Raw genomic sequence first — 26,513 nt, 5'->3', positions numbered from 1 at the left:
CGCTCATTCCGCCGCCACGGCGCTGACGCGTCCGCTGCGTTTCGACTTGATCCGATCCTCAATCTCGTCGCGGAAATTGCGGATGAGGCCTTGAATGGGCCAAGCCGCCGCGTCACCAAGCGCACAGATCGTGTGGCCCTCGACCTGCTTGGTCACGTCGAGAAGCATGTCGATTTCCTCGACCTCGGCATCGCCACGCACCAGCCGGTCCATGACCCGCATCATCCAGCCTGTGCCTTCACGGCAGGGTGTGCATTGACCGCAGCTTTCATGCTTGTAGAATTTTGAGAGCCGCCAGATCGCCTTGATCATATCGGTGGACTTGTCCATCACGATGACCGCTGCCGTGCCAAGGCCCGAGCGTTGTTCGCGCAGGTAATCAAAATCCATGATCGCCTCGCGCATGTGTTCGCCACGAATGCACGGCACGGAGGAGCCACCGGGGATCACAGCCTTAAGGTTGTCCCAGCCACCGCGAATCCCGCCGCAATGCTTTTCAATCAGCTCTTCAAAACTGATCGACATCGCTTCTTCAACCACGCAGGGATTGTTCACATGGCCGGAAATCGCAAAGAGCTTGGTACCCGAATTGTTCGGACGACCAAAGCTTGAAAACCACTCAGGGCCACGGCGCAGGATGGTTGGAACCACGGCAATCGATTCCACGTTGTTCACCGTGGTCGGACAGCCATAGAGGCCCGCTCCCGCCGGAAAGGGCGGCTTCATCCGAGGCATACCCTTTTTGCCCTCAAGGCTTTCAAGGAGGGCCGTTTCCTCGCCGCAGATATAAGCGCCTGCCCCATGAGCAAGGTAGATGTCGAAATCCCAGCCGGATTTGCAAGCATTCTTGCCAACCAGTCCCGCCGCGTACGCCTCATCAATCGCGACCTGAAGCGCCTCTTTTTCGCGGATGTATTCCCCGCGGATGTAGATGTAGCAGGCATGCGCATTCATCGCGAAACTTGCAATCAAACAGCCTTCGATCAGCGTGTGTGGATCATGGCGCATGATCTCACGGTCCTTGCAGGTGCCCGGCTCGGATTCATCGGCATTGACCACCAGATAGGATGGGCGCCCGTCGCTTTCCTTGGGCATGAACGACCATTTCAGGCCCGTAGGAAAGCCCGCGCCGCCACGGCCGCGCAGCCCGCTCGCCTTCATTTGGTTCACGATCCAGTCACGGCCGTTCTGCAATATCTTGGCCGTGCCATCCCAATGCCCCCGCGCCAAGGCACCCTTTAGGCTGCGATCATGCATCCCGTAGAGATTGGTAAAGATACGGTCCTGGTCCTTGAGCATTCCGCTACCCCTGATTGTCCCGGCGCATGCGCCAGATTTGATAAGTCACCACCAACGCCCATACAAAGGCGGCAATGGCGGCCAGATCGAACAAAAAAACGAACCTTATCGGCCATTCCATCTGTGCGCCCAGCCATTGAGCGGCCATCCAGATCAGCATGGTCGCCGCAATCACCACACCCACGGTGCGGCCCTTGCGTGCCATTTGCCTGTCTCTGTCCTGCGCGCTCATCGCTTGCATCATTCCTCGTAAACGCCGCCCTTTGCGACGCGTTTGGAAAACTCGGTCTCGCCACCAGCGGCGAGCGTCTTGGCCTGTGCGGCCCAGTTATCGCGTGTCACCCGCCCCTTGAACCCTTTGAGATTAGCATCAACCCAAGCAATCTCGTCTGCCGACCAGCCTGCAATCTGGTCAAAGTGGTAAAAGCCCATCGCGTTACAGAGTTTTTCGAGCTTGGGCCCCACGCCCTTAATCTGCTTGAGATCATCCGCCTTACCTCCGCGTGGTTTGGCCAATGCCTCAGGTTGCGTACCCACCGCCTCGTCGTCGCCATCATTGGCCCGCGTCGCGCTGCTTGGCCCCGTGTCGGTGCCCCCCGATTTCGGTTGGGCTTGGGGTGTCGGCACCGGCGCGGATTGTGCCGGTGATGCCGCGACCGGAGCGTCGTCTTCAACATCGGGGGCCTTGTAGCCCGTAATGCCCGTCACGCCGCGCAACGTTGCCTCGACATCGCTGACCGCGATCCCACGGTCCTCCGCGTTATAGCCGGTACAGACCAGCCCGGTCAGCACCAGACCAAAGAACACCGCGCACGCCACGCCCAGCAGCAGCGCTGCAAAGAAACCGACGGCAGGCGTGGTTGACCAAACCACCAGTATCCCCGATAGGGCCGCGAGACCCCAACTTACGATCTGGCAAGTGCTCAATTTCGACGTATCAGACATGACAGTAACCCCCTGTTTTGTTCAAGCAGGCGTGTTCAGTAAACTCCGCCTTTCTTGGCCCGGGCAGAGAACTCCGTCTCTTTGCCGTCAGCCAGCAACTTTGCCTGCTCTACCCAGTTGTCCCGGCTGACCCGTCCCTTGAAACCTTCAAGGTTCTGATCGACCCAACTGATCTCCTCCTCCGTCCAACTTGCCACCTGATCAAAGTGGTAAAAGCCCATGCTGTGCAAAAGCTGCTCCAGCTTGGGACCGACACCCTTGATCATCTTGAGATCGTCCGGGCCGGATTTCCGTGGTGATTTCATTACTTTGGGCTTCTTGCCCGGCGTGACCTCTGCCTCAGCCGCCGCTTTCACGGGCTTGGCCGCCGGTTCCACCGCCGGTTTCGCAGTAGCCGTCGCCTGCGCCTCGGCCTTGGTAGCCCCGGTTGCATCTGCAGGCGTGCCGGCTGCGACCTTGGGCACGATCGCCACCGGTTCGGCGTTTTGCTGTACCTCAGAGGGCGCGGGCTTGTGCATCGCACCCTTGTCGCGCCACGGCGTCAGAAGCGGAACCTCAGTTCCATCAATCCGTTTGACCGTATCACCAATATCCACCGCTGCCTGCGCGCTGGCGTTATACTGTGCCCGAGCACTCTCAAACTCCTTGAGGCTGGTCAGCCCCGACTTCGGTTCAGCGGCGTAGCGGCCATTTTGCGGCCCCGGCACCGGCACCTTGCCTGCTGCCAGTTCGTCGATGATCTCGGCAAAGCGCGCGGCAGTCAGATCCTCGTAATAATCCTTGCCAATTTGCGCCATTGGCGCGTTGGCACAAGCCCCCAGACACTCAACCTCTTCCCAGGAAAACTTACCATCCGACGACAGCTCGAACGCCTTGAGTGCGATCTTGTCCTGACAGACCGCTATCAGATCCTCGGCACCACAGATCATGCAGGTCGTCGTGCCGCAAATCTGGAAATGTGCAACGCTGCCCACGGGCTGCAATTGGAACATGAAATAGAACGTCGCCACCTCGAGCGCGCGGATGTAATCCATCCCAAGCAAATCCGCGACATGCTCGATCGCCGGACGGCTCAACCAGCCCTCTTGCTCTTGAGCCCGCCACAAAAGCGGGATGATCGCGCTGGCTTGTCGGCCTTCGGGATATTTACTGATCTGCCCCTCAGCCCAGGCCTGATTGGCGGGGCTGAAGGCAAAGCTCTCGGGCTGTTTATGATAGAGACGACGTAGCATTCTCAGGCACAGGCTCCTGTAGTCAGTTTCACGCCCCCATCAGGCAGCCGAACGGCTCCGCCCGAGGACAATTTATAGGCAGTGATATCAAGTAATTGCTGCCGCTCCAGCCCGGTCTGGATCTCGGCAGCCAGATAGTCAGGTTCGGTCACCATGGAGCACCCCAATGAAGCGGCAGCAGCATCATAGAGCGCGATATCCTGTTGGGTCACTCCCTGCGGTGGCAGGGCACAGCCCGCAACCAAGGCCAAAGCGGCGAGCGCTGCGACACGTGCATGCATCATTCGGAACACACCTCTTGCGAAAGGGTCAGGGAATCGTCATCAACATTCATCACGGCCTCGCCGTCCGCAATCATTTTGCCAATCACGGGGCGCAATTCCTTGGTGGTGAATCCAGCGGCGGGAAGTTGGCTATCAGCGTCTGTTCGACCAAGTTTGCAATCGACAGTCTTCATATAAGCGATCAAATCTGTGCGCAATTGCGCGGGGTTACGCGGAGCGACGGCGGTTTCGGGATTGCTCTTGATCATATCCGCCGACAGACCCTTGAATTTGTCGCAGAGGCTCTGCTCCAAGAATACCGCCTTTTGATCGTCAGACACGCGGATTTCCGACATCCGCTCCATCTTGTCCATCAAGAGCTGCACTTCGGCCATCTCGACCCCCACACGCGGCAACAAGAGCTTGGCTTCATCAATCGTCATCGCGCAATTATTGTCTGCAATCGCGGCAAAGAACCGCTCGCGCCCCGAATAATCCAGCTTGCCGCCACAGACGCCCCCAAAGACCACCAACTGCCCATCCAGAATGCGCGCGCGCTCTTCGGTGATGAGCTGTTCAGTGATCGCCTTGGTCTCATCCTTGTCAGCGAACCCAGCATCAGGCATGACTTTGTCTGCTTGATAGGGGGACATCCGACAGGCGTGCTCGGCCATTACGCCAACGAATTCCTCGATCCGCTCTGACGGCACGGCCTGCGCCTGTGCCAATGCAGGTAGCGCCAAAACGAAAAGCGAAACGATAACCCTCATGCGCCCCGCCCCACTGCCAAGAGTGCCACAACCACCACACTCAGAGCCGCAACCCCGGCCCCGACATGCTTGGCCACCGATTGTCCTGCTCGGCTATAGATCCAGGCATCGTGAAACGCCATGTAGGACAAGGCCACAAAGAGCAGCGCAATCACTTTGACATCACCATAAATCGTCGCCCCAACGGTCAGGATGAGCATGGCAACATATCGGTTTGCCATCACCTGCGGCAACTGTTCGGCGCGATGCGCCGTTGTGGCCATCCCTGTCACCGGGTCGCGCAGGAACAGGACCGCAAACAGCCCCGTCACCAGCACACCCGCACCCGAAAGTGCTATGGCAAGGCTTGCCCAACTCATTATCGGTCGATCTCCCCAAATACGACATCCATCGTACCGATAATCGCAGCGACATCGGCCAGTTGATGACCCTTGGCGACATGATCCATCGCCTGCAAATGCAAGAAGCCGGGCGCACGTATCTTGGCTCGATACGGGCGGTTGGTGCCATCGGCCACCAGATACACGCCAAACTCACCCTTGGGCGCCTCGACCGCAGCGTAAACCTCGCCTGCGGGCACGTGGAATCCTTCGGTATAGAGCTTGAAGTGGTGGATCAGCGCCTCCATCGAACGCTTCATTTCGGCGCGTTTGGGTGGGGTAATCTTGCCCCGTGCCAGAATTTCGCCTTGCCCTTCGGGGGCGCGCAATTTCTCAATCGCCTGATGGATGATCCGCAGCGATTGGCGCATTTCTTCCATCCGGCAGAGATAGCGATCGTAGCAGTCGCCATTCTTACCCACAGGAATGAGGAAATCAAACTCGTCATAGCATTCATAGGGCTGCGCGCGTCGCAGATCCCACGCCATACCAGAGCCGCGCACCATCACACCGCTAAAGCCCCAATCCAGAGCCTCTTGCTGGCTGATCACGCCGATATCAGCATTACGCTGCTTGAAAATCCGGTTCTCGGTCAAGAGACCGTCGATGTCATCCAGCACGCTGGGGAATTCATTGGCCCAGGTCTCGATATCGTCGATCAACTCGGGCGGCAGGTCCTGATGCACGCCACCGGGGCGAAAATAGGCCGAATGCAGGCGCGCACCGCTGGCGCGCTCATAGAACACCATCAGCTTCTCGCGCTCTTCAAAGCCCCAGAGCGGCGGCGTGAGCGCGCCCACGTCCATCGCCTGCGTGGTGACGTTCAGGAGGTGGTTGAGGATACGGCCAATCTCGCAATAGAGCACACGAATGAGGCTCGCGCGGCGCGGCACCTCGACACCGGTCAGCTTTTCGATGGCCAGACACCAGGCATGTTCCTGATTCATCGGCGCCACGTAATCCAGCCGGTCGAAATAGGGCAGGTTCTGCAGGTAGGTCCGGCTTTCCATCAACTTCTCGGTGCCACGATGCAGCAGGCCGATATGCGGATCACAGCGCTCCACCAATTCCCCGTCCAGCTCCAGCACCAGACGCAAAACACCATGTGCCGCAGGGTGTTGCGGGCCAAAGTTGATGTTGAAATTGCGGATTTTCTGCTCACCGGTCAGGGCGTCTTCAAAACCTTTGGAGCCGTCCATCAGAAAGCCTCCTTTTCATTGCGATGTCTCAGGACAACGAGCCGCGCCGTATATCCGATGCTCGCGGCCATGATGATAGTTAAACCATGTGCCGCCGAAAAAAGAAGAGACTGAAAGAAAGCAAACCCGAAATCACCCGCACGTGCCGGGATCTTTGTGTCCAGAATTCCAGTCCACATCCCAACCGCGCTGCCTACAAACAGCAAAGCGGCGACTGCAGCGATCAGCCCCAAGCCGGTTTTCAACGGTCGGGCTGCGCCGTGGGCGAAGAAGAACAACAACGCAAACCACGAGGTGGGTTGCGCCAGAACGTTCCAAAACTGCACTTGCAGTAAGGGGATCATCCTTTAGCCTCAGCTTTCTTCTCATCACCCGGCAGGATGTATTCGGCACCCTCCCAAGGGCTCATGAAATCGAACTGCCGGTATTCCTGCACAAGGCTCACCGGCTCATAGACGACGCGCTTCTGCACCTCGTCATATCGCACCTCAGTGTAGCCCGTGGTCGGGAAATCCTTGCGCAGCGGATGCCCGCGAAACCCGTAATCGGTCAGGATACGGCGCAAATCGGGATGGCCCGAAAAGAGAATGCCAAACATGTCGAACACTTCACGCTCGAACCAGTTGGCCGCCGGATAGGGCTCGGTGATCGAGGGAACCATATCCTCTTCGCGGACCGCCACCCGCAAGCGGATTCGGTGATTTTGGTACATGCTAAGAAAATGATAGACCACGTCGAACCGCTTGGCCCGCTCGGGGTAATCCACCGCCGTAATATCAACCAGCGAGGAAAAGGCGCAGTTCTGGTCGGTTTTCAAAAACTCGGCCAGCCCCGCGATATGATTGATCGCCACATCGACCGTCAATTCGCCATGCGCGACCTCCCAGCCCAGCACGCAATCCACGCGCTTCGCCTCGATATAGCCGCCAAGTTCCTTGAGTGTTGCGCTCATCTGACAATTGTCCCCGTCCGGCGAATTTTGCGCTGCAATTGCAGGATGCCATAAACCAGCGCTTCTGCCGTTGGTGGGCAGCCCGGTACATAGATATCCACCGGCACAATCCGGTCGCAGCCGCGCACAACACTGTAGCTGTAATGATAGTACCCGCCACCATTGGCGCAACTTCCCATCGAAATCACATAGCGCGGCTCCGGCATCTGGTCATAGACCTTGCGCAGCGCCGGGGCCATCTTGTTCGTCAGCGTGCCGGCCACAATCATCACGTCCGACTGGCGCGGGCTGGCGCGCGGCGCAAAGCCAAAGCGCTCGACATCATAACGCGGCATGGCGGTATGCATCATCTCGACAGCACAGCACGCCAAACCAAAGGTCATCCAATGCAGCGACCCGGTGCGCGCCCAGTTGATGATATCCTCGGTCGAGGTCAGCAAGAATCCCTTGTCCTGCAACTCGGCGTTCAGTGCCTGCGTTGCAACCTCACGGTCCGGCCCCGCGGTATTGGCACCTGTCATCACTGCCATTCCATCGCTCCTTTGCGCCATTCATAGGCGAACCCTGCGGTCAGCACGCCCAGAAACACCATCATCGACCAGAACGCGGCCATGCTCAGATCCTGAAACGCCACCGCCCATGGAAAGAGCATCGCAATTTCGAGATCGAAGATGATGAAGAGGATCGACACCAGATAGAATCGCACGTCGAACTTCATCCGCGCGTCGTCGAATGCATTGAACCCGCATTCATAGGCGCTGACCTTCTCAGGATCGGGGTTGCGTACGGCCAGAATGACGGCGGCAAGGATGAGAACAAGGCCCAATCCAATGGCAACGGCCAGGAAAACGAGGATGGGAAGGTATTCCCTCAGCATCTCTTCCACGGGGTGGCTCCTTTCATGCGCGAGGATCGGCGCATCAAGATGGCTGCATGACTTACGCGGGTTTAAACCCGCCCTTGGCAGGGGTCAACCGAGCGCGCGCAGGTTTGACCCTCTAGACAGCGGGATTCTCTTGTTATGCATGCAGCAGCATGCCGAAAATGGGTTAAATTGGCCATGTTCCCTGACCAGACACTCACGCAGCGCGGCAAAAGCGCGCGACTCAGACCTGCCAGCCCGGTCTGCACCGGTCAAAGAATGCGCCAATGCCTTCGCGGGCCTCGTCCCCTGACCAACAGGTTGTGAGCGCCGCTATGGTCATCGCTATTGTTGCGTCATCGACCTGCTGACCAAGGGCGCGCACCAGCGCCTTGGCCTGTCCCACCGCCCCCGGTGCGCAGTCCAGATAGGGTGCCACTTCAGCCTCGATGGCGGCATCCAAATCGCGCTCGGGCACTGCCCGCGCCAAAAGGCCAAGCTGCACCGCCTCGGCGGCGTCAAACCGGCGTCCCGACATGAAGACACGCCGCGCCCGCGCCTCCCCCATCCGCGCAACGACATAGGGGCCGATTGTGGCGGGGATCAAGCCCAGCCGGGTCTCGGTCAAGGCCATCTGCGCATGACCCGCACCAATCGCCACATCACATACGCTCAACAGGCCGACACCGCCGCCAAAGGCATTACCATGAACTCGGCCAATCAGCGGCTTGGGCAGGGTATTGAGCGCCTGAAGCATATACGCCAGTTTTGCAGCCTCACGCCCGCGCGCCTCAGGCTCCGCCTCGAACTGGTCCCGCATCCAGCCCAGATCACCGCCCGCGCAGAATGTCTTGCCGCGCGCGGCAAGCACGACCACCCGCACCTGAGCATCCGCGCCCAATTGCTTAGCTGCCTCATGCAATTCTAAAATCATCTGCGCGGACATGGCATTATGTTTCTCAGCTCGCTCAAGCGTAAGGACAGCCACCCCCCGCGCGTCTGTCTCGATGCTGATCGTCTCGCTCATCGCCATCTCCTTTCACGTCAAATTTCTTGAAAAGAAATTTATCAATAATCGCTTCACGATTTTAGTCCCCCGCCACGCATCGCCCGCGCCATCGCTGCCGCCTTGGCCAAGATGCTTTGGTCAAGCCCGGTCTCATAGCCCAAGTCGGTAAGACGCGCCTGCACCGCCTCGGTCGCCACATTTCCGGCTGCTCCCGGCGCATAGGGACACCCCCCGAGGCCCCCCGCGGCGGCGTCAAACACCCGCACCCCCTGCGCCAAGGCCACCTCGATGTTCTCGAGCGCGCGCCCCGACGTGTCATGGAAATGCCCCGCCAGCCGATCCACCGGCACCGCATCCGTGACCGCCGCCAGCATCGCCGCAACCGCCTCGGGCCTGCCCTGCCCAATCGTATCGCCAAGGCTGATCTCGTAGCAGCCCATGGACCAAAGCGCCTCAGCCACCCGCGCCACCTCTGCCGGGGCCACCGGCCCGTCATAGGGGCATTCAACCACGCAGGACACATAGCCGCGCACGCGCAGCCCTTCGGCCCCTGCCGCCTCCATCACCGGCGCAAACCGCGCAAGGCTCTCGTCAATCGAGGCGTTGATATTGGCGCGCGAAAACCCCTCCGAGGCCGAGCCAAAGATCGCCACCTCATCTGCCCCCGCCTCGAGCGCGTCACTCAACCCCCGCATATTCGGCGTGAGCGCGGCATAGCGCACCCCCGGCGCGCGCCGGATACCGCGCAGCACTTCGGCGCTGTCGGCCATCTGCGGCACCCATTTGGGGCTGACGAAACTCGCCACTTCGATCCGCGAGAATCCTGCGCCGCTCAGGCAATCCACCAGCGCGATCTTGTCCCGCGTGGGAATGTGCCGCGCCTCGTTCTGCAACCCGTCGCGCGGTCCCACCTCGAAAATCTCGACATGCTCTGCCATCACGCCCCCTCCGACACCGTATAAAACTCTTGGGTGTAGATATCCTGCACCCCGTCCCGCGCCTTGGCCCGGATATAGGCAGGCCGCGCACGCAACCGCGCCCAATAGGCCATGAGCCGCGGATAGGCGCTCAGGTCCACGTAATAGCGCGCCAATTCAAACCCATAGGCGAACATCACATCCGCCGCAGAAAAGCCTGAGGGCAAGAGGTAATCCCCCTCCATCCGCGCCTCCATCGCCGCAAGGCTCGTGCGCAGCCGCGCGTTAAGCAGCTTGACCACCACCGGAGATGGCTGCGCGGGCGGGCGCAAAAACACCTGATTGAGATTGAGGTTCTCCAAGAGACAGCCCACCGTTTCGGCATAGCCGAATAACTCCAGACACCGCGCCCGCTCCGCACGGCCCGGCGCGGGCATCAACCCCGCCTCAGGATAGGTCTCGCACAAAAGCTGCACAATCGCGGCACTTTCGAACCAGACCGCGCCGTGATGCTCCAACACCGGCACGCGCCCCGCAGGCGACAGCGCCAGAAACTCCGCGCTGCGCATCGAGCCGTCGCGGATCGAATAATACGCGACCTCATAGTCCAGCCTCAGCTCTTCCAAGAGCCACATAACCCGCAGCGACCGCGCCAGCGGCACATGATGCAGCCGGATCATGCGCTCTCCTCCTCCAACCGCACCAGCGCCGCACCGGCGCTGACCTGATCACCGGCCGAGACCAAGACCTCGGCCACCACCCCGTCGCGCGCCGCCAAGAGACTGTGTTCCATCTTCATCGCCTCCAGCACCGCCAACCGGTCGCCCTTGGCCACCGCCTGCCCCGGCGCGGCATAGACCGCCTTGACCAGCCCCGGCATCGGCGCCTCGATCAAGGTGGCATCGCCCCCGGCGGCACCCTCTCTCGCCAAGGGATCAACCAGATCAAAGCTCAGCCCATAGCGCGCAAAGACCGTGATCCGGTTGCCATCAACGGCGACGCCGGGCGCGGGCTGCCCATCCAGCCGCCAGCGACCATCGACGCGTCGCACCTCGACCAGCGCGTCCCCGACCCGCAGATCATGCGCGTCAGCGCCCTGCGTCACCAGCCGGACGACGATTTCCTCGCCGCCATGGATCAGCCGCACCTCGCGCTCCAGCGGCGACCACAGGACAAATCCCGCATCACGCGGCGTGTCCCCAAGCAGCCCCAGACCCGCCAGCGCCGCCAGAGCCACCTCGCGCGGCCCCGCTTCGGAGGCCACCACCAACGCCTCGATATCGCGCGCGATCAGCCCGGTATCGACCTCGCCCGCCGCAAAGCCCGGATGCCGCGCCAAGGCCCCCAGAAACCCGAGGTTCGTCACCGTTCCGGCCACCTCCGTCCCCTCCAGTGCCGCCGCCAGACGCCTCAGCGCCACGGCACGCGTGGGGCCATGGGTGATCACCTTGGCGATCATCGGATCATACCACGGGCTGATCTCGTCGCCCGCCCGCACGCCGCTATCGGCGCGAACACCCGCCGGAAACTCCAGATGCGTCAGCCGCCCCGTGGCAGGCAAAAACCCCTTGGGCACATCCTCGGCATAAAGCCGCGCCTCAAAGGCATGGCCGTTGATCGTCAGATCCTCTTGGCGCGCGGGCAGACCCTCACCGGCCGCCACGCGCAACTGCCATTCCACCAGATCGACACCAGTGATCGCTTCCGTCACCGGATGCTCGACCTGAAGGCGCGTGTTCATCTCCATGAACCAGAACCGATCGGTGCGCAGCCCGTCCGAGCCATCGACGATGAACTCGACCGTGCCGGCCCCCGAATAGCCAATCGCCTCCGCAGCGCGCACCGCCGCTCGCCCCATGGCGGCGCGAACCTCTGGCGTCATGCCGGGGGCGGGGGCCTCTTCAATCACCTTCTGATGCCGGCGTTGCAGTGAGCAATCGCGCTCAAAAAGATGCACCGCCTTGCGACCATCGCCAAACACCTGCACCTCGATATGCCGGGGCTTCTGGATATATTTCTCGATCAAAACGGCGGCATTGCCAAAGGCCGTGCGCGCCTCACCCTGCGCACTCTCCAACGCGTCGGCAAACTGCTCTGGCCGCTCCACCAGCCGCATCCCCTTGCCGCCGCCCCCAGCTACGGCCTTGATCAGCACCGGATAGCCTATCGCCTCTGCCGCCCCGGCAAGATGCTCGGGGTCTTGGTTCGCGCCATGATAGCCCGGCACCACGGGCACGCCCGCCGTTTCCATCAGCGCCTTCGCCGCATCCTTGAGGCCCATCGCCCGAATGGCCGCCGAGGAGGGGCCGATAAAGACTAGCCCCGCCGCCTCCACCGCCTCGACAAAATCAGGGTTCTCGCTCAGGAAACCATAGCCGGGGTGAATGGCCTGCGCCCCCGTCTCGAGCGCCGCCGCGATGATCGCCTCACCGCGCAAGTAACTCTCAGCAGGGGCCGCTCCTCCGATCCACACCGCCCTGTCGGCCAGCGCCACATGCGCGGCGCCCCGATCCGCATCGGAATAAACCGCCACCACCTCGACGCCCAGGCTGCGTGCCGTCCGCATGACCCGGCCAGCAATCTCCCCCCGGTTCGCGATCAATATCCGCTCAAACATGGCCCGCGCTCCCGTTTTCATCGTTCTTCAAATACTCAAATCCCAAGGCCCGCCCCCTCACATCCGAAACACGCCAAAGCGCGTCTCTTCAACCGGCGCGTTGAGCGCCGCGCGCAAGGACAGCGCCAGCACATCGCGGCTTTTGCGCGGGTCCACGATCCCGTCATCCCAGAGCCTCGCACTGGCATAGAGCGGATGCGCCTGCCGCTCGAACATCTCGACCGTGGGGCGCTTGAATTCGGCCTCGTCCTCGGCCGACCAGGTGCCACCCTTGCGCTCGATCGCGTCACGGCGCACCGTCGCCAGCACCCCCGCCGCCTGCTCGCCCCCCATCACCGAAATGCGGCTATTGGGCCATGACCACATGAAGCGCGGCTGATAAGCGCGCCCCGCCATGCCGTAATTGCCCGCGCCAAAGGACCCGCCCACCACCATGGTGATCTTGGGCACAGAGGTTGTCGCCACCGCTGTCACCATCTTTGCCCCGTGCCGCGCGATGCCCTCATTCTCGTATTTGCGCCCAACCATGAAACCGGTGATGTTTTGCAGAAACACCAGCGGGATGCGCCGCTGGCTGCACAGTTCCACGAAATGCGCGCCCTTTTGCGCGGCCTCAGAGAACAAGACGCCATTGTTGGCCACGATCCCCACCGGACAGCCCTTGATATGGGCAAAGCCCGTCACCAGCGTCTCGCCAAACCGCGCCTTGAACTCATCGAGGCGCGAGCCATCGACGACACGCGCAATGACCTCGCGGATGTCATAGGGCGTGCGCAGATCGGCGGGCACGACACCCAGCAATTCCTCAGGATCATAGGCAGGCTCTTCGGGCGACTGCCACTCTCGGGTCGGGGCCGCACCAAGCCCCAACGATCCAACCGCCCGCCGCGCCAAGGCCAACGCGTGCCCGTCATCCTCGGCCAGATAATCCGCCACGCCCGACAGGCGCGTGTGGACATCGCCGCCGCCCAGATCCTCGGCACTGACAACCTCGCCCGTCGCGGCCTTGACGAGGGGCGGACCTGCCAGAAAAATCGTGCCCTGATCGCGCACGATGATGGTGACATCGCTCATTGCGGGCACATAGGCGCCGCCTGCGGTGCAGCTTCCCATCACCACAGCAATCTGCGCGATGCCTTTGGCGCTCATCCGCGCCTGATTGTAGAAAATCCGTCCGAAATGGTCGCGGTCGGGGAATACCTCATCCTGATTGGGCAGGTTCGCGCCACCGCTATCCACCAAATAGACGCACGGCAGATGACATTCCTCGGCAATCTCCTGCGCGCGCAGATGTTTCTTGACGGTCATAGGATAATAGGTGCCGCCTTTGACAGTGGCGTCATTGCACACCACCATCACCTCGCGCCCCATGACGCGTCCCACGCCCGCAATCACCCCCGCACAAGGGGCGGCCCCGTCATAGAGCCCGTGCGCCGCCGTGGCCCCCACCTCCAGAAACGGGCTACCGGGATCGAGCAACCCCGCCACCCGGTCGCGCGGCAGCATCTTGCCGCGGGACACATGCCGCTCGCGCGCCTGCGCGCCGCCCCCCGCCGCCGCCCAGTCGGCGGCCTCGCGTATCAAACTCAGAGCCTCGAGATGACCGGCGCGATTGGCCTTGAAGACCTCGGACCCCGTCAGAACGGATGATGTCAAACGCATGAACTTTCCCCTTGGCTGGGCAATACTGTTGCATATTTACCGCAGCACCGCTGCGACCGGGCAACTTGACCCAAATCAATGTTTTCCGAGTCGGATGGGCGCATACCCCACCTTGTAAGAACAAGAGTGGACAGACCATGAAACATATCACCGCCCTCACCCTCTCGGCCCTGCTGGCTTCTGCGGCAGTTCCGGCCTTCGCCCAGGAAAAGGGCGACTTCCTTATCGGTCTCGGCCTCGGCTGGATCGAACCCGGCGACGGCAGCAATACAGCCGCAGGCAAGGTCAGCGCCGATGGCGCCTTCAGCCCGACGATCACGCTCGAATACTTCGTTGCCAACAAAATCGGCATCGAGCTTCTGGCCTCTTGGCCCTTCGAGCATGACATCGACCTTGGCGGTGCCGGTACAGTTGGCGAAACCAAGCATCTGCCGCCGACTCTGTCGGTGCAATACCACTTCACCAATTCCAGCGCCTTCACCCCGTTCGTCGGCGTCGGTATCAACTACACCTATTTCTTTGATGAAAAGGGCAAGGGTCCGCTGAACGGCGTCTCGATCGACCTCGACGACTCTTGGGGTCTCGCCCTGCATGCAGGTGCGGACTATGCCATCAGCGAGAAATCCGCGCTTCGCCTCGACGTGCGCTACATCGACATCGAAACCGACGCAAAAGTCGGTGGTGTAAACATCGGCAAGGTCGAGATCGACCCTTGGGTCTTCAACGCCGCTTACGTGATGAAGTTCTGATCCCCTCCCAAACAGGATCGAACTGAAGGGGCTGGCCGACGTGCCAGCCCTTTTTTCCTGTATTGGGGCCATCAATCCAGCCCCTCCGCCGCCGCACGTGCTCTGAGATCCTTGCGGATCACCTTGCCCGTCACCGTCATCGGCAGGGCATCGAGAAATGCAACGTCCCGGGGATAGGAATAAGCAGAGAGACGCGCCTTGACGTGATCCTGCAACTCTGTCGCCAAGGCGGCCGAGGGCGATACACCTGTTTTCAGCACGACATAGGCCTTGACGATCTCGGTGCGCAGGCGGTCGGGCTTGCCCACCACACCCACGGTCGCCACGGCTGGATGGGTCAGCAGGCAATCCTCAATCTCAGCCGGTCCGATTCGGTACCCGGCAGAGGTGATTACATCATCCTCGCGCCCGACAAAGCGGATATAACCGCCTTCGATCACACCGCGATCCCCGGTCAAGAGCCACTCGCCGCGAAATTTCTCCGCTGTCTCTCTGGGTTTTTGCCAATATTCCAGCATCATCGAGGCCGATCCACGCCGCACGGCAATCTCTCCCTCACCGTCCGTGACGTGACCCGCGTCGTCAATGACGGCCACCGCATGCCCCGGCACCGCCCGGCCCAGACAGCCCGGCACCGTCTCAAACAGCGCGGCACAGGACGCCCCGACCATATTGCACTCCGTCTGCCCGTAGAACTCGTTGATCGTCACATTCAACGCCTGTCGTCCCCAGTCGAGCATTTCCGCCCCAAGAGGCTCGCCACCGCTCGCTACGCTCCGCAACCCGGTGATCCGCGCATCGGCCGCTTTGAGCATGCGCAGCGCCGTTGGGGGAAAAAATACGTTTTTGACAGAGCCTTGCTCGATGATTTTAATGCATTCCTGTGGGCTGAACTTGACCATGCGCGCCGCGACAACCGGCACGCCAATCGCCAATCCTGGCATCAGAACATCGAAGAGCCCGCCAATCCAGGCCCAATCCGCAGGGGTCCAGAGACAATCGCCGGTCTGGCCCAGAAAATCATGGCTGACCTCGACCCCCGGCAGGTGCCCGGTCAGCACCCGGTGCGCATGCAGCGCCCCCTTGGGGCTGCCTGTCGTGCCGCTTGTGTAAATCAGCACTGCAGGCTCGTCCGCGCCCGTATCCACCGTCTCAAACCGCGCCTCGCTCAGCCCTTCGTCCTCTGGCACCAATGTCGCGACCTCGGGCAAGGCACGCAGCATCTTGACGCCCTCAGGATCAGTCACGACCACCCGCGCCCCAGCGTCGCCCACCCGGCTGCTCAAGGCATCCTGCATGAAGAGTTTGAACAAAGGGATCGAGATTGCGCCGATCTTCCAGATTGCGATGTGGGACGCGGCACACCACGCCCCTTGGGCGTGCAAAACACCAACACGATCGCCGCGCCGAACTCCCCTCGCCACCAGCGACTGCGCCAGACCATCCGCCATGCGCCGCAAGGCACCGTACCGGACCTCCTGTGGCTCCTCGCCCGAGAGGTCGATGATCGCCACACGCTCAGGCTCTGACCCGGCCCAGACATCACAGACCTGCGCCGCCATATTCAGACGCGCAGGGATACCCCAGCGGAATCCATCGTAGAGCGCCTCATAAGGCGCGCGCTCCAAAAGCGGACGCGCGCCGCTCATAACGCAGCCTCGGGCGCGTTCACATGAACCAGTCTGCCATAGGCATCGACAAAATATTCATAGGGCCCACAGGCCACCACCAGCCAGAGATCGGCGCTCGCCGCCGGGCGCGCAGCACAATCCGACCGCGCGGCCCCCGCCCCTGCATCGGCCAGATATACCGCCACCACACGTTCGATCACCTCGGTCTCGGTCGTCGTCGCCGCACGCCCTCCCAGCATGAGCCCAAACCCGGCCGCGGCCGCGATGAGCGCAATCACAGGCAGGAACAGCAGACGGCGCGACATGACTTCATTGCCCCAGTTGACTGGATTGCAGATAGAGCATCTGACGCGCGGTCGCTTGCAAGTGACAATTCACCGCCGCAGGTCCAGCCCCGGTGCCACCACCCCATTGCGCCGCCTCATACCCACATTTCGCGTCGCGAAACCCGATCCACGCCCTCTGCATATCGCGCAGCGCCTCGGCTTGTTTCGGCGCATAAGATTGGATTTGCGCATCCTGAGCCGCCAGTTTCGCGTAAAGTTGCTGATAGACGGTGTTCAACCACCCGTCCCACTGCGCCCGCTCTAGGTCGAGACAACCGCCCATCCCGACCGTTGTTCCCCCGCCCGGCGTAGCCTCCATACAGGCCGAAGCCGCCTTGCCCGCGCAGGCCTCGCCACCGTTTGCGCGAATGCAGGCCTCGACCGGCGCAATGTCAAACACCAAGTCCTGTGCGACAAGAGGTGTTGCGCTCAAGATCAACACGCCACATAGTTCCAGAACTCCCCTCACGGCTGTCTTTCCATATCTCTCAGACTGCGCAGTTCCTGTGTGCGTGCCGCCGTCTTCTCCAAGTGGCACGCCGCAGCTATGATCGTTCGGATTGATCCATCAATCCAGTAGCCATAGCGCAGCCCACATTCCGCCTCGCGATAGGCGCTCCACGCGTCCTGCGCGACGGCCAACTGTGCCTCAAGGTTGCCCTCGCCCTTGTCCAACGCCTCGACCTGAGCGGCGTAGGCCGCGTGCATCAGATCTGTCCAAACCGCCGTTTCCGCCATGAGACACTCTGTGACCCCCAAGGTCGTATCGCCCCCGGGTTGCGCCTGACACGCCCTTGCAGCCGCGCCGACGCAGGATAGGTGATCCTCTCCCGGCCCAGCCTCGGCATGACACGCCTTCACGATGGCCTCATCGACAACGGCCTCCTGAGCAAGGGCAGAGCCCGCGAGGACCATGAGGACCAAAGCCAGTCTCACCCCATCGCCCCCATCAATTCGCGTCCCACCAGCATGCGCCGAATCTCAGACGTGCCCGCCCCGATCTCCATCAGCTTGGCATCGCGGAAAAGGCGCGCAACCGGCGCATCGGCCAGAAAGCCTGCCCCGCCCATTGCCTGCACGGCCTGATGCGCCTGCACCATCGCCTGCTCTGAGGCATAGAGACAACAGGCCGCCGCATCCTGCCGGGTCACATCACCCCGGTCACAGGCCTTGGCCACCTCATAGACATAAGCCCGCGCAGAATTCATAGCCGTATACATATCCGCGATCTTGCCCTGCATCAGCTGGAACGAGCCTATTGCCTGCCCAAACTGTTTGCGCTCCGCCAGATAGGGCATGATCTCGTCGAGGCAGGCCGCCATGATGCCGGTACCAATGCCCGCCAGAACGACGCGCTCGTAATCGAGACCCGACATGAGCACGCGCACACCCCGGCCCTCTTCGCCCAAGACATTCTCGAACGGCACGTCGACGTCGTCAAAGATCAGCTCAGCGGTATTGCTGCCGCGCATCCCCAGTTTGTCGAAATGCGGACTCGTGCTGAACCCCTTCATCGTCTTTTCAATGAGAAAGGCCGTGATCCCCTTTGATCCGGCGTCCGGGTTGGTCTTGGCGTAAACCACCAATGTATCGGCATCCGGCCCGTTGGTGATCCAGTATTTGCTGCCGTTCAGCTTGTAATGATCGTTCCGCTTCTCGGCTCGCAGCTTCATGCTGACAACGTCACTGCCCGCGCCCGCCTCGGACATGGCCAGCGCGCCGACATGCTGCCCGCTGACGAGCCCCGGCAGGTACTTGGCCTTCTGCTCAGACGTGCCATTCAACTTGATCTGATTGACGCAGAGATTGGAATGCGCGCCATAGCTCAGCGAGACCGAGGCAGAGGCGCGCGCAATTTCCTCGACCGCGATCACATGGGCGAGGTAACTCATTCCCGCCCCGCCATACTCCTCGGGCACGGTGATCCCCAAAAGGCCCAGATCCCCCATTTCCCGCCAGAGCGCATTGGGAAAGGCGTTGCTGCGATCAACCTCTGCTGCCATCGGCTTGACGCGCTCTTGCGCCCAACGATGCACCATCTCGCGCAAGGCATTCACATCCTCGCCCAGATCAAACTGCATGACCGCATTGAACATCGCGCTTCCTCCTCCGAAACGGATTTATTGAACACTTGTTCATTTTATACACTCAAGGATTTCCATCCGTCAATCGTCGCAAATTTCCAACCTTAGGCGTCACACCGCCGATCCCAGTCCGATATTTTAGAAATCCCAGACTTTCACCCCTGACTTGCCTTATTCAGCATGCAATACTTGTGAAAACGCAACTTTTTTAAGGCCCCGAACATGGCGCATGCCGAGATCAAGACCGTGGTGCAATGGGCGAAAGGGACCGATTGGCGCCTCACGCTACAGCATAGCTGTGACCATCACGCGTTGGTCTGGATCACGCGTGGTCAGGGAATCGCCATTATCGACGGGGTGCGGCGCGGCGTCGGTGTGCACAATGCACTGGCCATTCCAGCCGGGACCATGTTCGCGCTCGATCTGGGCAAGACCGGGTTTGGACAGGTCTGCATCCTCCCTGCTGGTGGCCCAATCCTCTTGCCGGATACCGCCCAGCATCTGCGCATCCGCGACGTTACTAGCCAGAACGAATTGACCGCAATTCTCGAGGCGATGCAGCGCGAGCAATCTGCCCGCCGCGACTTTATGGACGAGGCGCTGAATGCGCAGGCGCGGATGCTGACCGTCTGGCTGCGCCGCGCCATGATTGCCCAAGGACCGCAAGAGCGACCCAGTTCCAGCACCCGTCTGATGCAGGCCTACGCCGCCCTCGTTGCCCGCGATTTCACCAGTGGGCGCGCGATGGCGGTCTATGCCCGTGCGCTGGGCGTCACGCCGACCCATCTCACGCGGGTCTGCAAGCAGGCCTCCGGCCTTACCGCCGCCGATCTTCTCACCGAACGCAGCTTGCACGCGGCGCGCGACATGTTGGAGGCAGGCGATCTACCGATTGGCCAGATCGCCGCGACCCTTGGCTTTGGCAGCGCGGCCTATTTCTCGCGCTTCGTCTTGCAGCATACCGGCCTTACTCCGTCTGCACTCCGCGCTGGTGCATCCACGCGCAAGCCCAACGCCCTCGCAACCTGAGCCTCACCTGGCCCACAACGGGTTGCGCTTTGGCCGCACGCATTATCTAATGTTCAGGATCCGACCAACCAGCCCGACGAGTCTCCACTCTGCGAAAGCCTCCGATGCCGCGCCAGTTTCCTCACACCGCCACGCTCACCGACGCCCGCGCCCTGCGTGACGGTCAGATGAGTCGACGGGAGTTCCTGAGTCGCGCCACCGCCTCGGGCCTCAGCGCAAGCACCGCCTATGCGCTGGGCGGCCTCACGCGCCCCGCGCAGGCTCAGCCGGCGCCCGCTCAGGGCGGCACACTTCGCATTCAACAGAGTGTCAAAGCCCTCACCGATCCGCGCAGCTATGACTGGAGCGAGCTTGCCAATCAGACCCGCGGCTTTCTCGAGTATCTGGTGGAATATCAGAACGATGGAACATTCACCGGGATGCTGCTCGAGCGCTGGCAGGTGAATGAGGATGCCACCCGCTACCTCTTGCACCTGCGCCCCGGTGTGATCTGGAACAATGGCGATCTCTTCACTGCACAGGATGTGGCCCGCAATATAGCGCGCTGGTGCGACACCTCTGCGGTGGGCAATTCCATGGCCGGACGCTTTGCCGGTCTGATCGACCCCGACACGGGCCAGGCCCGCGACGGGGGCATCACCGTGCTGGATAATCTGACAGTCGCGCTCAACCTCTCACAGCCTGACATCTCGGTCATCGCCAATATGTCGGACTATCCCGCGGCGATCGTGCATCAGAGCTACGAGGGCGGCGATCCTTTTCTACATGGCATCGGCACCGGTCCATTCCGCCCCGTCAGCCTCGTGCCCGGTGAGCGCTGCATCTTGGAACGTCACCCCGAGCATAGCTGGTGGGGCACCGAGATTTTTGGCGGGCCGTGGCTCGACCGGGTGGAATTCATTGACTTTGGCACCAACCCCTCGGGCTGGCTCAGCGCGGCAGAGCGTGGCGACATCGACCTTCTCTACGAAACCGTTGGCGATTTCATTGATGCGATGGACGCCATTGGCTGGATCGGCACCCGGACCGAAACCGCCGCCACCACCGTGATCCGCGCCTCTCAGACTGCGCGTATGGTGGGCACCAACCCGTATTTGAACCGCGCCGTACGGCGTGCCTTGGCATTGGCGGTGGACAATGAGATCTGTCTCGAACTTGGCTATGGCGGGCGCGGTACAGTTGCAGCCAATCACCATGTCAGCCCGATCCACCCTGCCTACGCCGATATTGGCCCGGCTCCCTACGATCCCGGCCGCGCCCGCGCCGAGATTGAGGCGGCTGGCCTTCTGGGATTCGAGCATGAACTTGTGACCGTCGATGACGAATGGCAGCGCAACACCGGCGATGCGGTTGCGGCGCAATTGCGCGACGCCGGTCTCACCGTGCGCCGCCGTATCCTGCCCGGCCCCGAGTTTTGGGCCAACTGGCGCGACTTTCCCTTTTCAGCGACCCAATGGAACCACCGCCCGCTCGACGTGCAGGTGCTGAGCCTCGCCTACCGCTCAAACGCGGCGTGGAACGAAAGCGGCTTTGCCAATGAAGAGTTCGATGCCCTTCTCGACGAGGCCAATCGCCTCAACGATCCCGATCGCCGCCGCGGGATCATGGCCCGGCTACAAACCACCCTGCGCGACGAGGGCGTCATCATCCAACCATATTGGCGCGCGCTCTATAATCATCATCGACCCGGGCTGGTAAATGCCGCTAAGCATCCCGCCAACGAAATCCACCTGTACAAAATCGGATTTGCGGCCTGAAACGGACAGGTCAGCTTCCCAGAATGACCTTCACGTAATTCCGGGTCTCTTTATAGGGGGGCACACCGCCGTATTTCTGCACGGCGCCGGGCCCAGCATTATAGGCCGCCAAGGCCAGCCGCCACGATCCAAACATGCGATACTGCTCGGCCAGATAGCGCGCCCCGCCCTCGAGATTCTCAAGCGGATCATGCGGATTGACCCCCAGATTGCGCGCCGTCTGTGGCATCAACTGAGCAAGGCCAATCGCTCCTTTGTGCGACCGCGCATCGGCGCGCCAGCCAGATTCCTGTTGCACCAAACGCAGAAAAAGATCCTCGGGTACGCGGTAGCGTCGCGCCGCCTGTTTCGCCATCTCGAGATAAGGACCGCGATAGGCCCCCCGAAAGGTCGGGGCCAGATCATCCCACATTGTCGGAGTTTTGACGCGCTGCGGCTGCAATCGCACCGAATTGTTGTATTGCTGTCGCGCCCGATTATCCAGAACGCTGGTTTGCGATTTGAAAAGGCTGACCCGGCTCTTGCTCGACAGCACGTCTGCCTCTGCCACACCCGGCAAAACAAGCCCAAAGGCCACAAGCGCGCTTGCGATCCGCTGCATTCCGGTACTGTCCCCATCCGTGTCTCTGCCCGGCACTATAGGCAATCCGGCGCGGAATTCGAGCATTTCTTTTCGCGCTTTCCGCCACATCGGCAAGTTTCACCGCATTTATCGACAATTTTAACCTTTCCTTCACGCCAATGCGGTGGTGTAACCGTCAAACGCGAACCACGACATGATTCAAGGAGGGCGCGATGTCCGGCTCTGTCAACAAGGTAATTCTCATCGGCAATCTGGGCCGCGACCCCGAGGTCCGGACCTTTCAGAACGGCGGCAAGGTCTGCAACCTGCGCATCGCCACCTCCGAGACGTGGAAGGACCGCGCCACCGGCGAACGCCGCGAGCGCACCGAATGGCACACCGTCGCCATCTTCTCCGAAGGGCTGGTGCGCGTCGCCGAGCAATATCTGCGCAAAGGCTCCAAGGTCTATCTTGAGGGCAAGCTGCAGACCCGAAAATGGCAGGATCAGTCAGGGCAGGACAAATACAGCACCGAAATCGTGCTTCAGGGCTTTGACGCCACGCTGGTCATGCTCGATGGCCGCGCTGAGGGCGGGGCTGGTGGTGGCGGTGGCAGCTATGGTGGCGGTCAGGATCAGGGCTACGGCGGTGATTACGGTGGCGACTACGGATCGGCACCAGCCAACGCCCCGGCCTCTGGCGGCAGCCGCCCCTCGCGCGACATGGATGACGAAATCCCGTTCTGACACCGCACGGCTTAACCCAGACTTAACGAACCATGCGCTTATGTAGGGCGCATGGATATCCTCTTAACGGACCTCTCTGCCCCCCCTGCTCCGGCACCGTTGCACCAGCAGCCGCAGTACGCGCGCGCGCTTCGGGCCTTGGGCGTCACCGTGGAGACTCTGCGCGCCGTTCAGGACGGTCACACCTTGGCACAGGCGCAGGTGGTTGAGCGGCGCATCGGCCCTCTCACCTTTCACTGGATGCCGCGCGGCCCGATCTGGCGATGCAATCTTCCCCCTGCCTCCTGTCATGCCATTCTCTCCGCCTTGCCACGGGCCTTGCCCCGCGGCCTATGGCTCGCCAATGCCGCGACCGAGGCAGCCGGCGAACACCTTGCCGCCCAAGGTTACCGGGCACTCATCCCCGGTCAGACACTCGCCGAACTGGACCTGCGCCCGCCACAGGCGATGCGACTGGCCGCGCAGCAAGGAAAATGGCGCAACCGACTGCGCCACGCGCAAGCGGCCGGGCTTATGATCATCGAAACCTCGTTTGACCCCAATCGGCACAGCGCGCTCTTGCGACAAGAGGCCGTTCAGCAGCGCACATGCCGTTACCGCGCCCTGCCACTGGCCTTTACCCTCGCCTATGCGGCGCAAAACCCGGGCGCTGTTCAGGTCTGGTCCGCCCACCACAAGGCTGAGAGCATCGCACATCTGCTGATCCTCACCCATGGCGACACCGCCACCTATCACATCGGCTGGAGCGGCTCAGAGGGGCGCCGCCTCTCGGCGCATACACTCCTGCTTTGGGAGGCTGCGAATGCACTGGCAGACCGGGGCATCGTCCGGCTCGATCTCGGTCCCGCCGACAGTGTGCAATCACCCGGCCTCACCCGCTTCAAACTTGGCAGCGGTGCCTTGGCACAGCGCCTCGGGCCGAGTATGCTGGCGTGGCCCCGCGCTGTGCATCTGTTCCCAAAGCGACACAAGCATGCGGCATGATACGGCCACAGGGGCGCTTTGCCTCTGGTCATTCCGCGCTGCGGCGTATAGGGCGCAGGCGAACAATATCAGGACACGTCCCCCATGGATCTGCGCAATATCGCCATCATCGCTCACGTCGACCACGGCAAAACCACGCTTGTGGATGAATTGCTGAAACAGTCGGGCTCGTTCCGCGCCAACCAATCCGTCGATGAACGTGCCATGGACAGCAACGATCTGGAGCGCGAGCGGGGCATCACGATTTTCGCAAAGCCGACCAGCGTCCTCTACAAAAAGACCCGCATCAATATCGTCGACACTCCCGGCCACGCCGATTTCGGTGGCGAGGTGGAGCGGATTCTATCCATGGTCGATGGCGTTGTCCTGCTGGTCGATGCCGCCGAAGGCCCGATGCCGCAAACAAAATTCGTCACCGCCAAGGCGTTGCGCCTCGGGCTGCGCCCCATCGTCGTGCTCAACAAAGTCGACAAACCCGATGCCGAGCCTGACCGTGCGCTCAACGAATGCTTTGATCTCTTCGCGTCGCTCGACGCCAATGATGATCAGCTCGACTTTCCGCATATGTATGCCTCGGGCCGCTCCGGTTGGGCCGATCACGAGTTGGACGGCCCACGCAAGGATCTGACCGCCCTCTTCGATCTGATCCTCAATCATGTGCCTGCGCCCCGGCAGATTGCACATATAGACGAAGACTTCCGCATGCTGGCCACAACGCTCGGGGCCGATCCCTTTGTTGGCCGCCTGCTCACCGGCCGCGTCGAATCGGGCCGCCTCAAAGTGGGCCAGACCGTTCAGGCCCTGAGCCGCATCGGCCAAAAAATCGAACAGTTTCGGGTGACCCGCATCCAGGCTTTCCGCGGCCTTGCCAGCCAAGACATCGAAGAAGCGACCGCTGGCGACATCGTCAGCCTTGCAGGTATGACCAAGGCGACCGTCGCCGACACGATCTGCGCACTCGCCGTCGAAATCCCGATCAAGGCACAACCGATTGATCCGCCCACCATCACCGTGACCTTCGGCATCAACGACAGCCCCCTCGCCGGGCGCGAAGGTAAAAAGGTCCAGAGCCGGGTGATCCGCGAACGTCTGATGAAAGAGGCCGAATCAAACGTCGCCATCAAAGTCACCGACACACCGGGTGGCGACGCCTTCGAGGTGGCGGGGCGCGGTGAATTGCAGATGGGCGTGCTGATCGAAAACATGCGCCGCGAAGGCTTTGAACTCAGCATTTCCCGCCCGCAGGTTCTGATGCGTGAAGGTGAGAACGGCGAGCGTCTGGAACCCATCGAAGAAGTCACAATCGACGTAGACGACGAGTATACCGGCGCCGTGATCGAAAAAATTACCGGCCCGCGTCGCGGCGATCTGGCTGAGATGAAACCCTCGGGCGCGGGCAAGACCCGGATCATCGCCCATGTGCCCTCGCGCGGTTTGATCGGCTATCACGGGGAATTCCTGACCGACACGCGCGGCACCGGCGTGCTCAACCGCGTGTTCCATTCCTGGGCACCGCATCGCGGCCCGATCCCCGGACGTCGCGCGGGCGTGCTCATCTCAATGGAGAATGGCGAGGCTGTGGCCTATGCCCTGTGGAACCTAGAGGAACGCGGCCGCATGTTCCTAGGCCCGCAGGCCAAAATCTATACCGGCATGATTATTGGTGAACACAGCCGCGACAACGACCTTGAAGTGAATCCCCTCAAGGGCAAAAAACTGACCAACGTCCGCGCCTCCGGCACGGATGAGGCGGTGCGCCTGACCACTCCGATCACCATGAGCTTGGAAGAGGCGATTGCCTATGTCGATGACGACGAACTGGTGGAGGTGACGCCGCAATCCATCCGCTTGCGCAAACGCTATCTCGACCCGCACGAGCGCAAGCGCATGTCAAAAAAGGACTAAATCCTGATCGCCCCGGCCCTGCGCCGGGGCTTTTGCTTTCAGGGTGCGATGCTGAAACGCCCCACGGGGATCAGCCCCTCTGGCCCACGCCGCGTCATGATAATCTCGCCAGATCCCACACCGAGCCCTGTCAGCGCGGTAATGTTGACCTGATGGGTCACGATCAGCACCCGCGCCTCCTCTGGTAGCGCGTCGATCAGGCGCAACGTCGCCGCTGTCTGCCCTTCCGCATCGCCCTGCCCTGCGTAAAAGGAATCAAGTGGCGGCTGTTCCAGCACCGCCCCCATCTTTAAAAGCTCGGCAGTTTCCAGAGCCCGGCACCAACGGCTTGACCAAACGTAATCAAAGGCGACGCCATTTGCCCGCAACATCTCTCCGGTCTCCCGCGCCTGCGCCCGCCCCCGCGCATCCAGATTGCGTTGCGTCGCACAATCCCTCAAACGAAACGCCGCCGGATCGCCCGTTCCCGGCGCCAAGGCATGCCGCATCAGCGCCACACCTCCCCGAGCCTTGAGCGCAGACAGATCCTGCGCGCCCGTTAAACTGCCCGCAACCATCAACCAAACTGTCAATAAAATCCGCATCGCCTGCTCCTGTCTCGCGCCAAGAGGTAGGGCCGGACGGCAGGCGGTC

At 61.6% G+C, this 26,513-nt stretch carries 30 protein-coding genes; 6 read left to right on the top strand and 24 right to left on the bottom strand.

What is annotated here, in order from left to right; translation table 11 throughout:
• Positions 1-3 precede the first annotated feature (3 nt).
• The 17 genes from nuoF to ACSSVY_RS18305 form a co-directional block, all read right to left on the bottom strand.
• Positions 4-1,299, bottom strand: a complete 1,296-nt coding sequence (gene nuoF, locus ACSSVY_RS18385) for an NADH-quinone oxidoreductase subunit NuoF (RefSeq protein ID WP_045685729.1) — start codon at positions 1,297-1,299, stop codon at positions 4-6.
• Between the two features lie 4 nt (positions 1,300-1,303).
• On the bottom strand, positions 1,304-1,543 hold the full coding sequence (locus ACSSVY_RS18380) for a DUF5337 domain-containing protein (protein WP_045685730.1): 240 nt from the start codon (positions 1,541-1,543) through the stop codon (positions 1,304-1,306).
• Positions 1,540-2,244, bottom strand: coding sequence for an NADH:ubiquinone oxidoreductase (locus ACSSVY_RS18375; protein WP_454271169.1), 705 nt, complete (start codon positions 2,242-2,244; stop codon positions 1,540-1,542). The genes ACSSVY_RS18380 and ACSSVY_RS18375 overlap by 4 nt, the downstream gene beginning before the upstream one ends.
• 35 nt (positions 2,245-2,279) lie before the next feature.
• The gene (locus tag ACSSVY_RS18370; RefSeq protein WP_454271168.1) at positions 2,280-3,476 is read right to left on the bottom strand and encodes an NADH-quinone oxidoreductase subunit E; all 1,197 of its coding nucleotides are present in this window, start codon (positions 3,474-3,476) and stop codon (positions 2,280-2,282) included.
• A 2-nt stretch (positions 3,477-3,478) separates the two neighbouring features.
• Positions 3,479-3,760 carry a hypothetical protein gene (locus tag ACSSVY_RS18365; RefSeq protein WP_454271166.1) on the bottom strand — a complete coding sequence of 94 codons (282 nt, stop codon included), beginning with the start codon at positions 3,758-3,760 and terminating at the stop codon, positions 3,479-3,481.
• On the bottom strand, positions 3,757-4,509 hold the full coding sequence (locus tag ACSSVY_RS18360) for a hypothetical protein (protein WP_454271164.1): 753 nt from the start codon (positions 4,507-4,509) through the stop codon (positions 3,757-3,759). The genes ACSSVY_RS18365 and ACSSVY_RS18360 overlap by 4 nt, the downstream gene beginning before the upstream one ends.
• A complete protein-coding gene (locus ACSSVY_RS18355; protein ID WP_454271163.1) occupies positions 4,506-4,868 on the bottom strand; it encodes a hypothetical protein in 363 nt (120 codons plus the stop codon). Before ACSSVY_RS18355 ends, ACSSVY_RS18360 begins: the two co-directional genes overlap by 4 nt.
• Positions 4,868-6,088 carry an NADH-quinone oxidoreductase subunit D gene (locus ACSSVY_RS18350; RefSeq protein ID WP_454271161.1) on the bottom strand — a complete coding sequence of 407 codons (1,221 nt, stop codon included), beginning with the start codon at positions 6,086-6,088 and terminating at the stop codon, positions 4,868-4,870. Before ACSSVY_RS18350 ends, ACSSVY_RS18355 begins: the two co-directional genes overlap by 1 nt.
• Entirely contained in the window at positions 6,088-6,432 is a 345-nt protein-coding gene (locus ACSSVY_RS18345) for a hypothetical protein (RefSeq protein ID WP_454271159.1), read from the bottom strand. The genes ACSSVY_RS18350 and ACSSVY_RS18345 overlap by 1 nt, the downstream gene beginning before the upstream one ends.
• Entirely contained in the window at positions 6,429-7,040 is a 612-nt protein-coding gene (locus ACSSVY_RS18340; RefSeq protein WP_454271157.1) for an NADH-quinone oxidoreductase subunit C, read from the bottom strand. Before ACSSVY_RS18340 ends, ACSSVY_RS18345 begins: the two co-directional genes overlap by 4 nt.
• Entirely contained in the window at positions 7,037-7,570 is a 534-nt protein-coding gene (locus ACSSVY_RS18335; RefSeq protein ID WP_454271156.1) for a NuoB/complex I 20 kDa subunit family protein, read from the bottom strand. Before ACSSVY_RS18335 ends, ACSSVY_RS18340 begins: the two co-directional genes overlap by 4 nt.
• A complete protein-coding gene (locus ACSSVY_RS18330; RefSeq protein WP_040650684.1) occupies positions 7,561-7,926 on the bottom strand; it encodes an NADH-quinone oxidoreductase subunit A in 366 nt (121 codons plus the stop codon). Before ACSSVY_RS18330 ends, ACSSVY_RS18335 begins: the two co-directional genes overlap by 10 nt.
• Positions 7,927-8,146: 220 nt before the next feature.
• On the bottom strand, positions 8,147-8,929 hold the full coding sequence (locus ACSSVY_RS18325; RefSeq protein ID WP_454271154.1) for a crotonase/enoyl-CoA hydratase family protein: 783 nt from the start codon (positions 8,927-8,929) through the stop codon (positions 8,147-8,149).
• Between the two features lie 53 nt (positions 8,930-8,982).
• The gene (locus ACSSVY_RS18320; protein WP_454271152.1) at positions 8,983-9,849 is read right to left on the bottom strand and encodes a hydroxymethylglutaryl-CoA lyase; all 867 of its coding nucleotides are present in this window, start codon (positions 9,847-9,849) and stop codon (positions 8,983-8,985) included.
• Positions 9,849-10,508, bottom strand: a complete 660-nt coding sequence (locus tag ACSSVY_RS18315; RefSeq protein ID WP_454271150.1) for a glutathione S-transferase family protein — start codon at positions 10,506-10,508, stop codon at positions 9,849-9,851. The genes ACSSVY_RS18320 and ACSSVY_RS18315 overlap by 1 nt, the downstream gene beginning before the upstream one ends.
• A complete protein-coding gene (locus ACSSVY_RS18310; RefSeq protein ID WP_454271148.1) occupies positions 10,505-12,445 on the bottom strand; it encodes an acetyl/propionyl/methylcrotonyl-CoA carboxylase subunit alpha in 1,941 nt (646 codons plus the stop codon). Before ACSSVY_RS18310 ends, ACSSVY_RS18315 begins: the two co-directional genes overlap by 4 nt.
• A gap of 57 nt (positions 12,446-12,502) precedes the next feature.
• A complete protein-coding gene (locus tag ACSSVY_RS18305; protein WP_454271146.1) occupies positions 12,503-14,107 on the bottom strand; it encodes a carboxyl transferase domain-containing protein in 1,605 nt (534 codons plus the stop codon).
• A gap of 137 nt (positions 14,108-14,244) precedes the next feature.
• Between ACSSVY_RS18305 and ACSSVY_RS18300 the strand changes: the two genes are divergently transcribed.
• Positions 14,245-14,856: an OmpW/AlkL family protein gene (locus ACSSVY_RS18300; protein WP_454271144.1), complete on the top strand. Its 612-nt coding sequence runs from the start codon at positions 14,245-14,247 to the stop codon at positions 14,854-14,856.
• A gap of 71 nt (positions 14,857-14,927) precedes the next feature.
• On the opposite strand, the gene ACSSVY_RS18295 is transcribed toward ACSSVY_RS18300, so the two are convergent.
• From ACSSVY_RS18295 to ACSSVY_RS18275, 5 genes are read right to left on the bottom strand one after another with little or no spacing between them, the layout of a single operon-like run.
• The gene (locus ACSSVY_RS18295; protein ID WP_454271142.1) at positions 14,928-16,505 is read right to left on the bottom strand and encodes an AMP-binding protein; all 1,578 of its coding nucleotides are present in this window, start codon (positions 16,503-16,505) and stop codon (positions 14,928-14,930) included.
• A complete protein-coding gene (locus ACSSVY_RS18290) occupies positions 16,502-16,792 on the bottom strand; it encodes a hypothetical protein (protein WP_454271141.1) in 291 nt (96 codons plus the stop codon). Before ACSSVY_RS18290 ends, ACSSVY_RS18295 begins: the two co-directional genes overlap by 4 nt.
• A gap of 4 nt (positions 16,793-16,796) precedes the next feature.
• On the bottom strand, positions 16,797-17,255 hold the full coding sequence (locus tag ACSSVY_RS18285) for a lysozyme inhibitor LprI family protein (protein ID WP_454271233.1): 459 nt from the start codon (positions 17,253-17,255) through the stop codon (positions 16,797-16,799).
• A gap of 23 nt (positions 17,256-17,278) precedes the next feature.
• Positions 17,279-17,749, bottom strand: a complete 471-nt coding sequence (locus ACSSVY_RS18280) for a lysozyme inhibitor LprI family protein (RefSeq protein ID WP_454271139.1) — start codon at positions 17,747-17,749, stop codon at positions 17,279-17,281.
• Positions 17,746-18,909: an isovaleryl-CoA dehydrogenase gene (locus tag ACSSVY_RS18275; RefSeq protein ID WP_454271137.1), complete on the bottom strand. Its 1,164-nt coding sequence runs from the start codon at positions 18,907-18,909 to the stop codon at positions 17,746-17,748. Before ACSSVY_RS18275 ends, ACSSVY_RS18280 begins: the two co-directional genes overlap by 4 nt.
• A 210-nt stretch (positions 18,910-19,119) precedes the next feature.
• Here ACSSVY_RS18275 and ACSSVY_RS18270 point away from each other — a divergent pair, with 210 nt between their 5' ends.
• Together ACSSVY_RS18270 and ACSSVY_RS18265 are read left to right on the top strand one after the other, a co-directional pair.
• A complete protein-coding gene (locus ACSSVY_RS18270) occupies positions 19,120-19,926 on the top strand; it encodes a helix-turn-helix transcriptional regulator (protein WP_454271135.1) in 807 nt (268 codons plus the stop codon).
• Positions 19,927-20,030: 104 nt separating this feature from the next.
• Complete coding sequence (locus ACSSVY_RS18265) at positions 20,031-21,683, top strand: ABC transporter substrate-binding protein (RefSeq protein WP_454271133.1); 1,653 nt, start codon at positions 20,031-20,033, stop codon at positions 21,681-21,683.
• A gap of 10 nt (positions 21,684-21,693) precedes the next feature.
• Here ACSSVY_RS18265 and ACSSVY_RS18260 read toward each other — a convergent pair whose 3' ends face one another.
• Positions 21,694-22,284: a lytic transglycosylase domain-containing protein gene (locus ACSSVY_RS18260; RefSeq protein WP_454271131.1), complete on the bottom strand. Its 591-nt coding sequence runs from the start codon at positions 22,282-22,284 to the stop codon at positions 21,694-21,696.
• Between the two features lie 194 nt (positions 22,285-22,478).
• Here ACSSVY_RS18260 and ACSSVY_RS18255 point away from each other — a divergent pair, with 194 nt between their 5' ends.
• The 3 genes from ACSSVY_RS18255 to typA all read left to right on the top strand — a co-directional run bounded on the left by ACSSVY_RS18255 (position 22,479) and on the right by typA (position 25,880).
• A complete protein-coding gene (locus tag ACSSVY_RS18255) occupies positions 22,479-22,991 on the top strand; it encodes a single-stranded DNA-binding protein (protein ID WP_454271129.1) in 513 nt (170 codons plus the stop codon).
• 51 nt (positions 22,992-23,042) lie between these two features.
• On the top strand, positions 23,043-23,975 hold the full coding sequence (locus tag ACSSVY_RS18250; protein WP_454271127.1) for a GNAT family N-acetyltransferase: 933 nt from the start codon (positions 23,043-23,045) through the stop codon (positions 23,973-23,975).
• An 84-nt stretch (positions 23,976-24,059) separates the two neighbouring features.
• Positions 24,060-25,880: a translational GTPase TypA gene (typA, locus tag ACSSVY_RS18245; protein ID WP_454271125.1), complete on the top strand. Its 1,821-nt coding sequence runs from the start codon at positions 24,060-24,062 to the stop codon at positions 25,878-25,880.
• 38 nt (positions 25,881-25,918) lie between these two features.
• On the opposite strand, the gene ACSSVY_RS18240 is transcribed toward typA, so the two are convergent.
• A complete protein-coding gene (locus ACSSVY_RS18240) occupies positions 25,919-26,464 on the bottom strand; it encodes a histidine phosphatase family protein (protein ID WP_454271123.1) in 546 nt (181 codons plus the stop codon).
• Positions 26,465-26,513: the final 49 nt, after the last annotated feature.

The organism is Roseovarius sp. MBR-51 (assembly GCF_053628575.1).
Note: the sequence above shows the minus strand (reverse complement) of the source record. Positions and strands in the feature narration are given on the sequence as shown.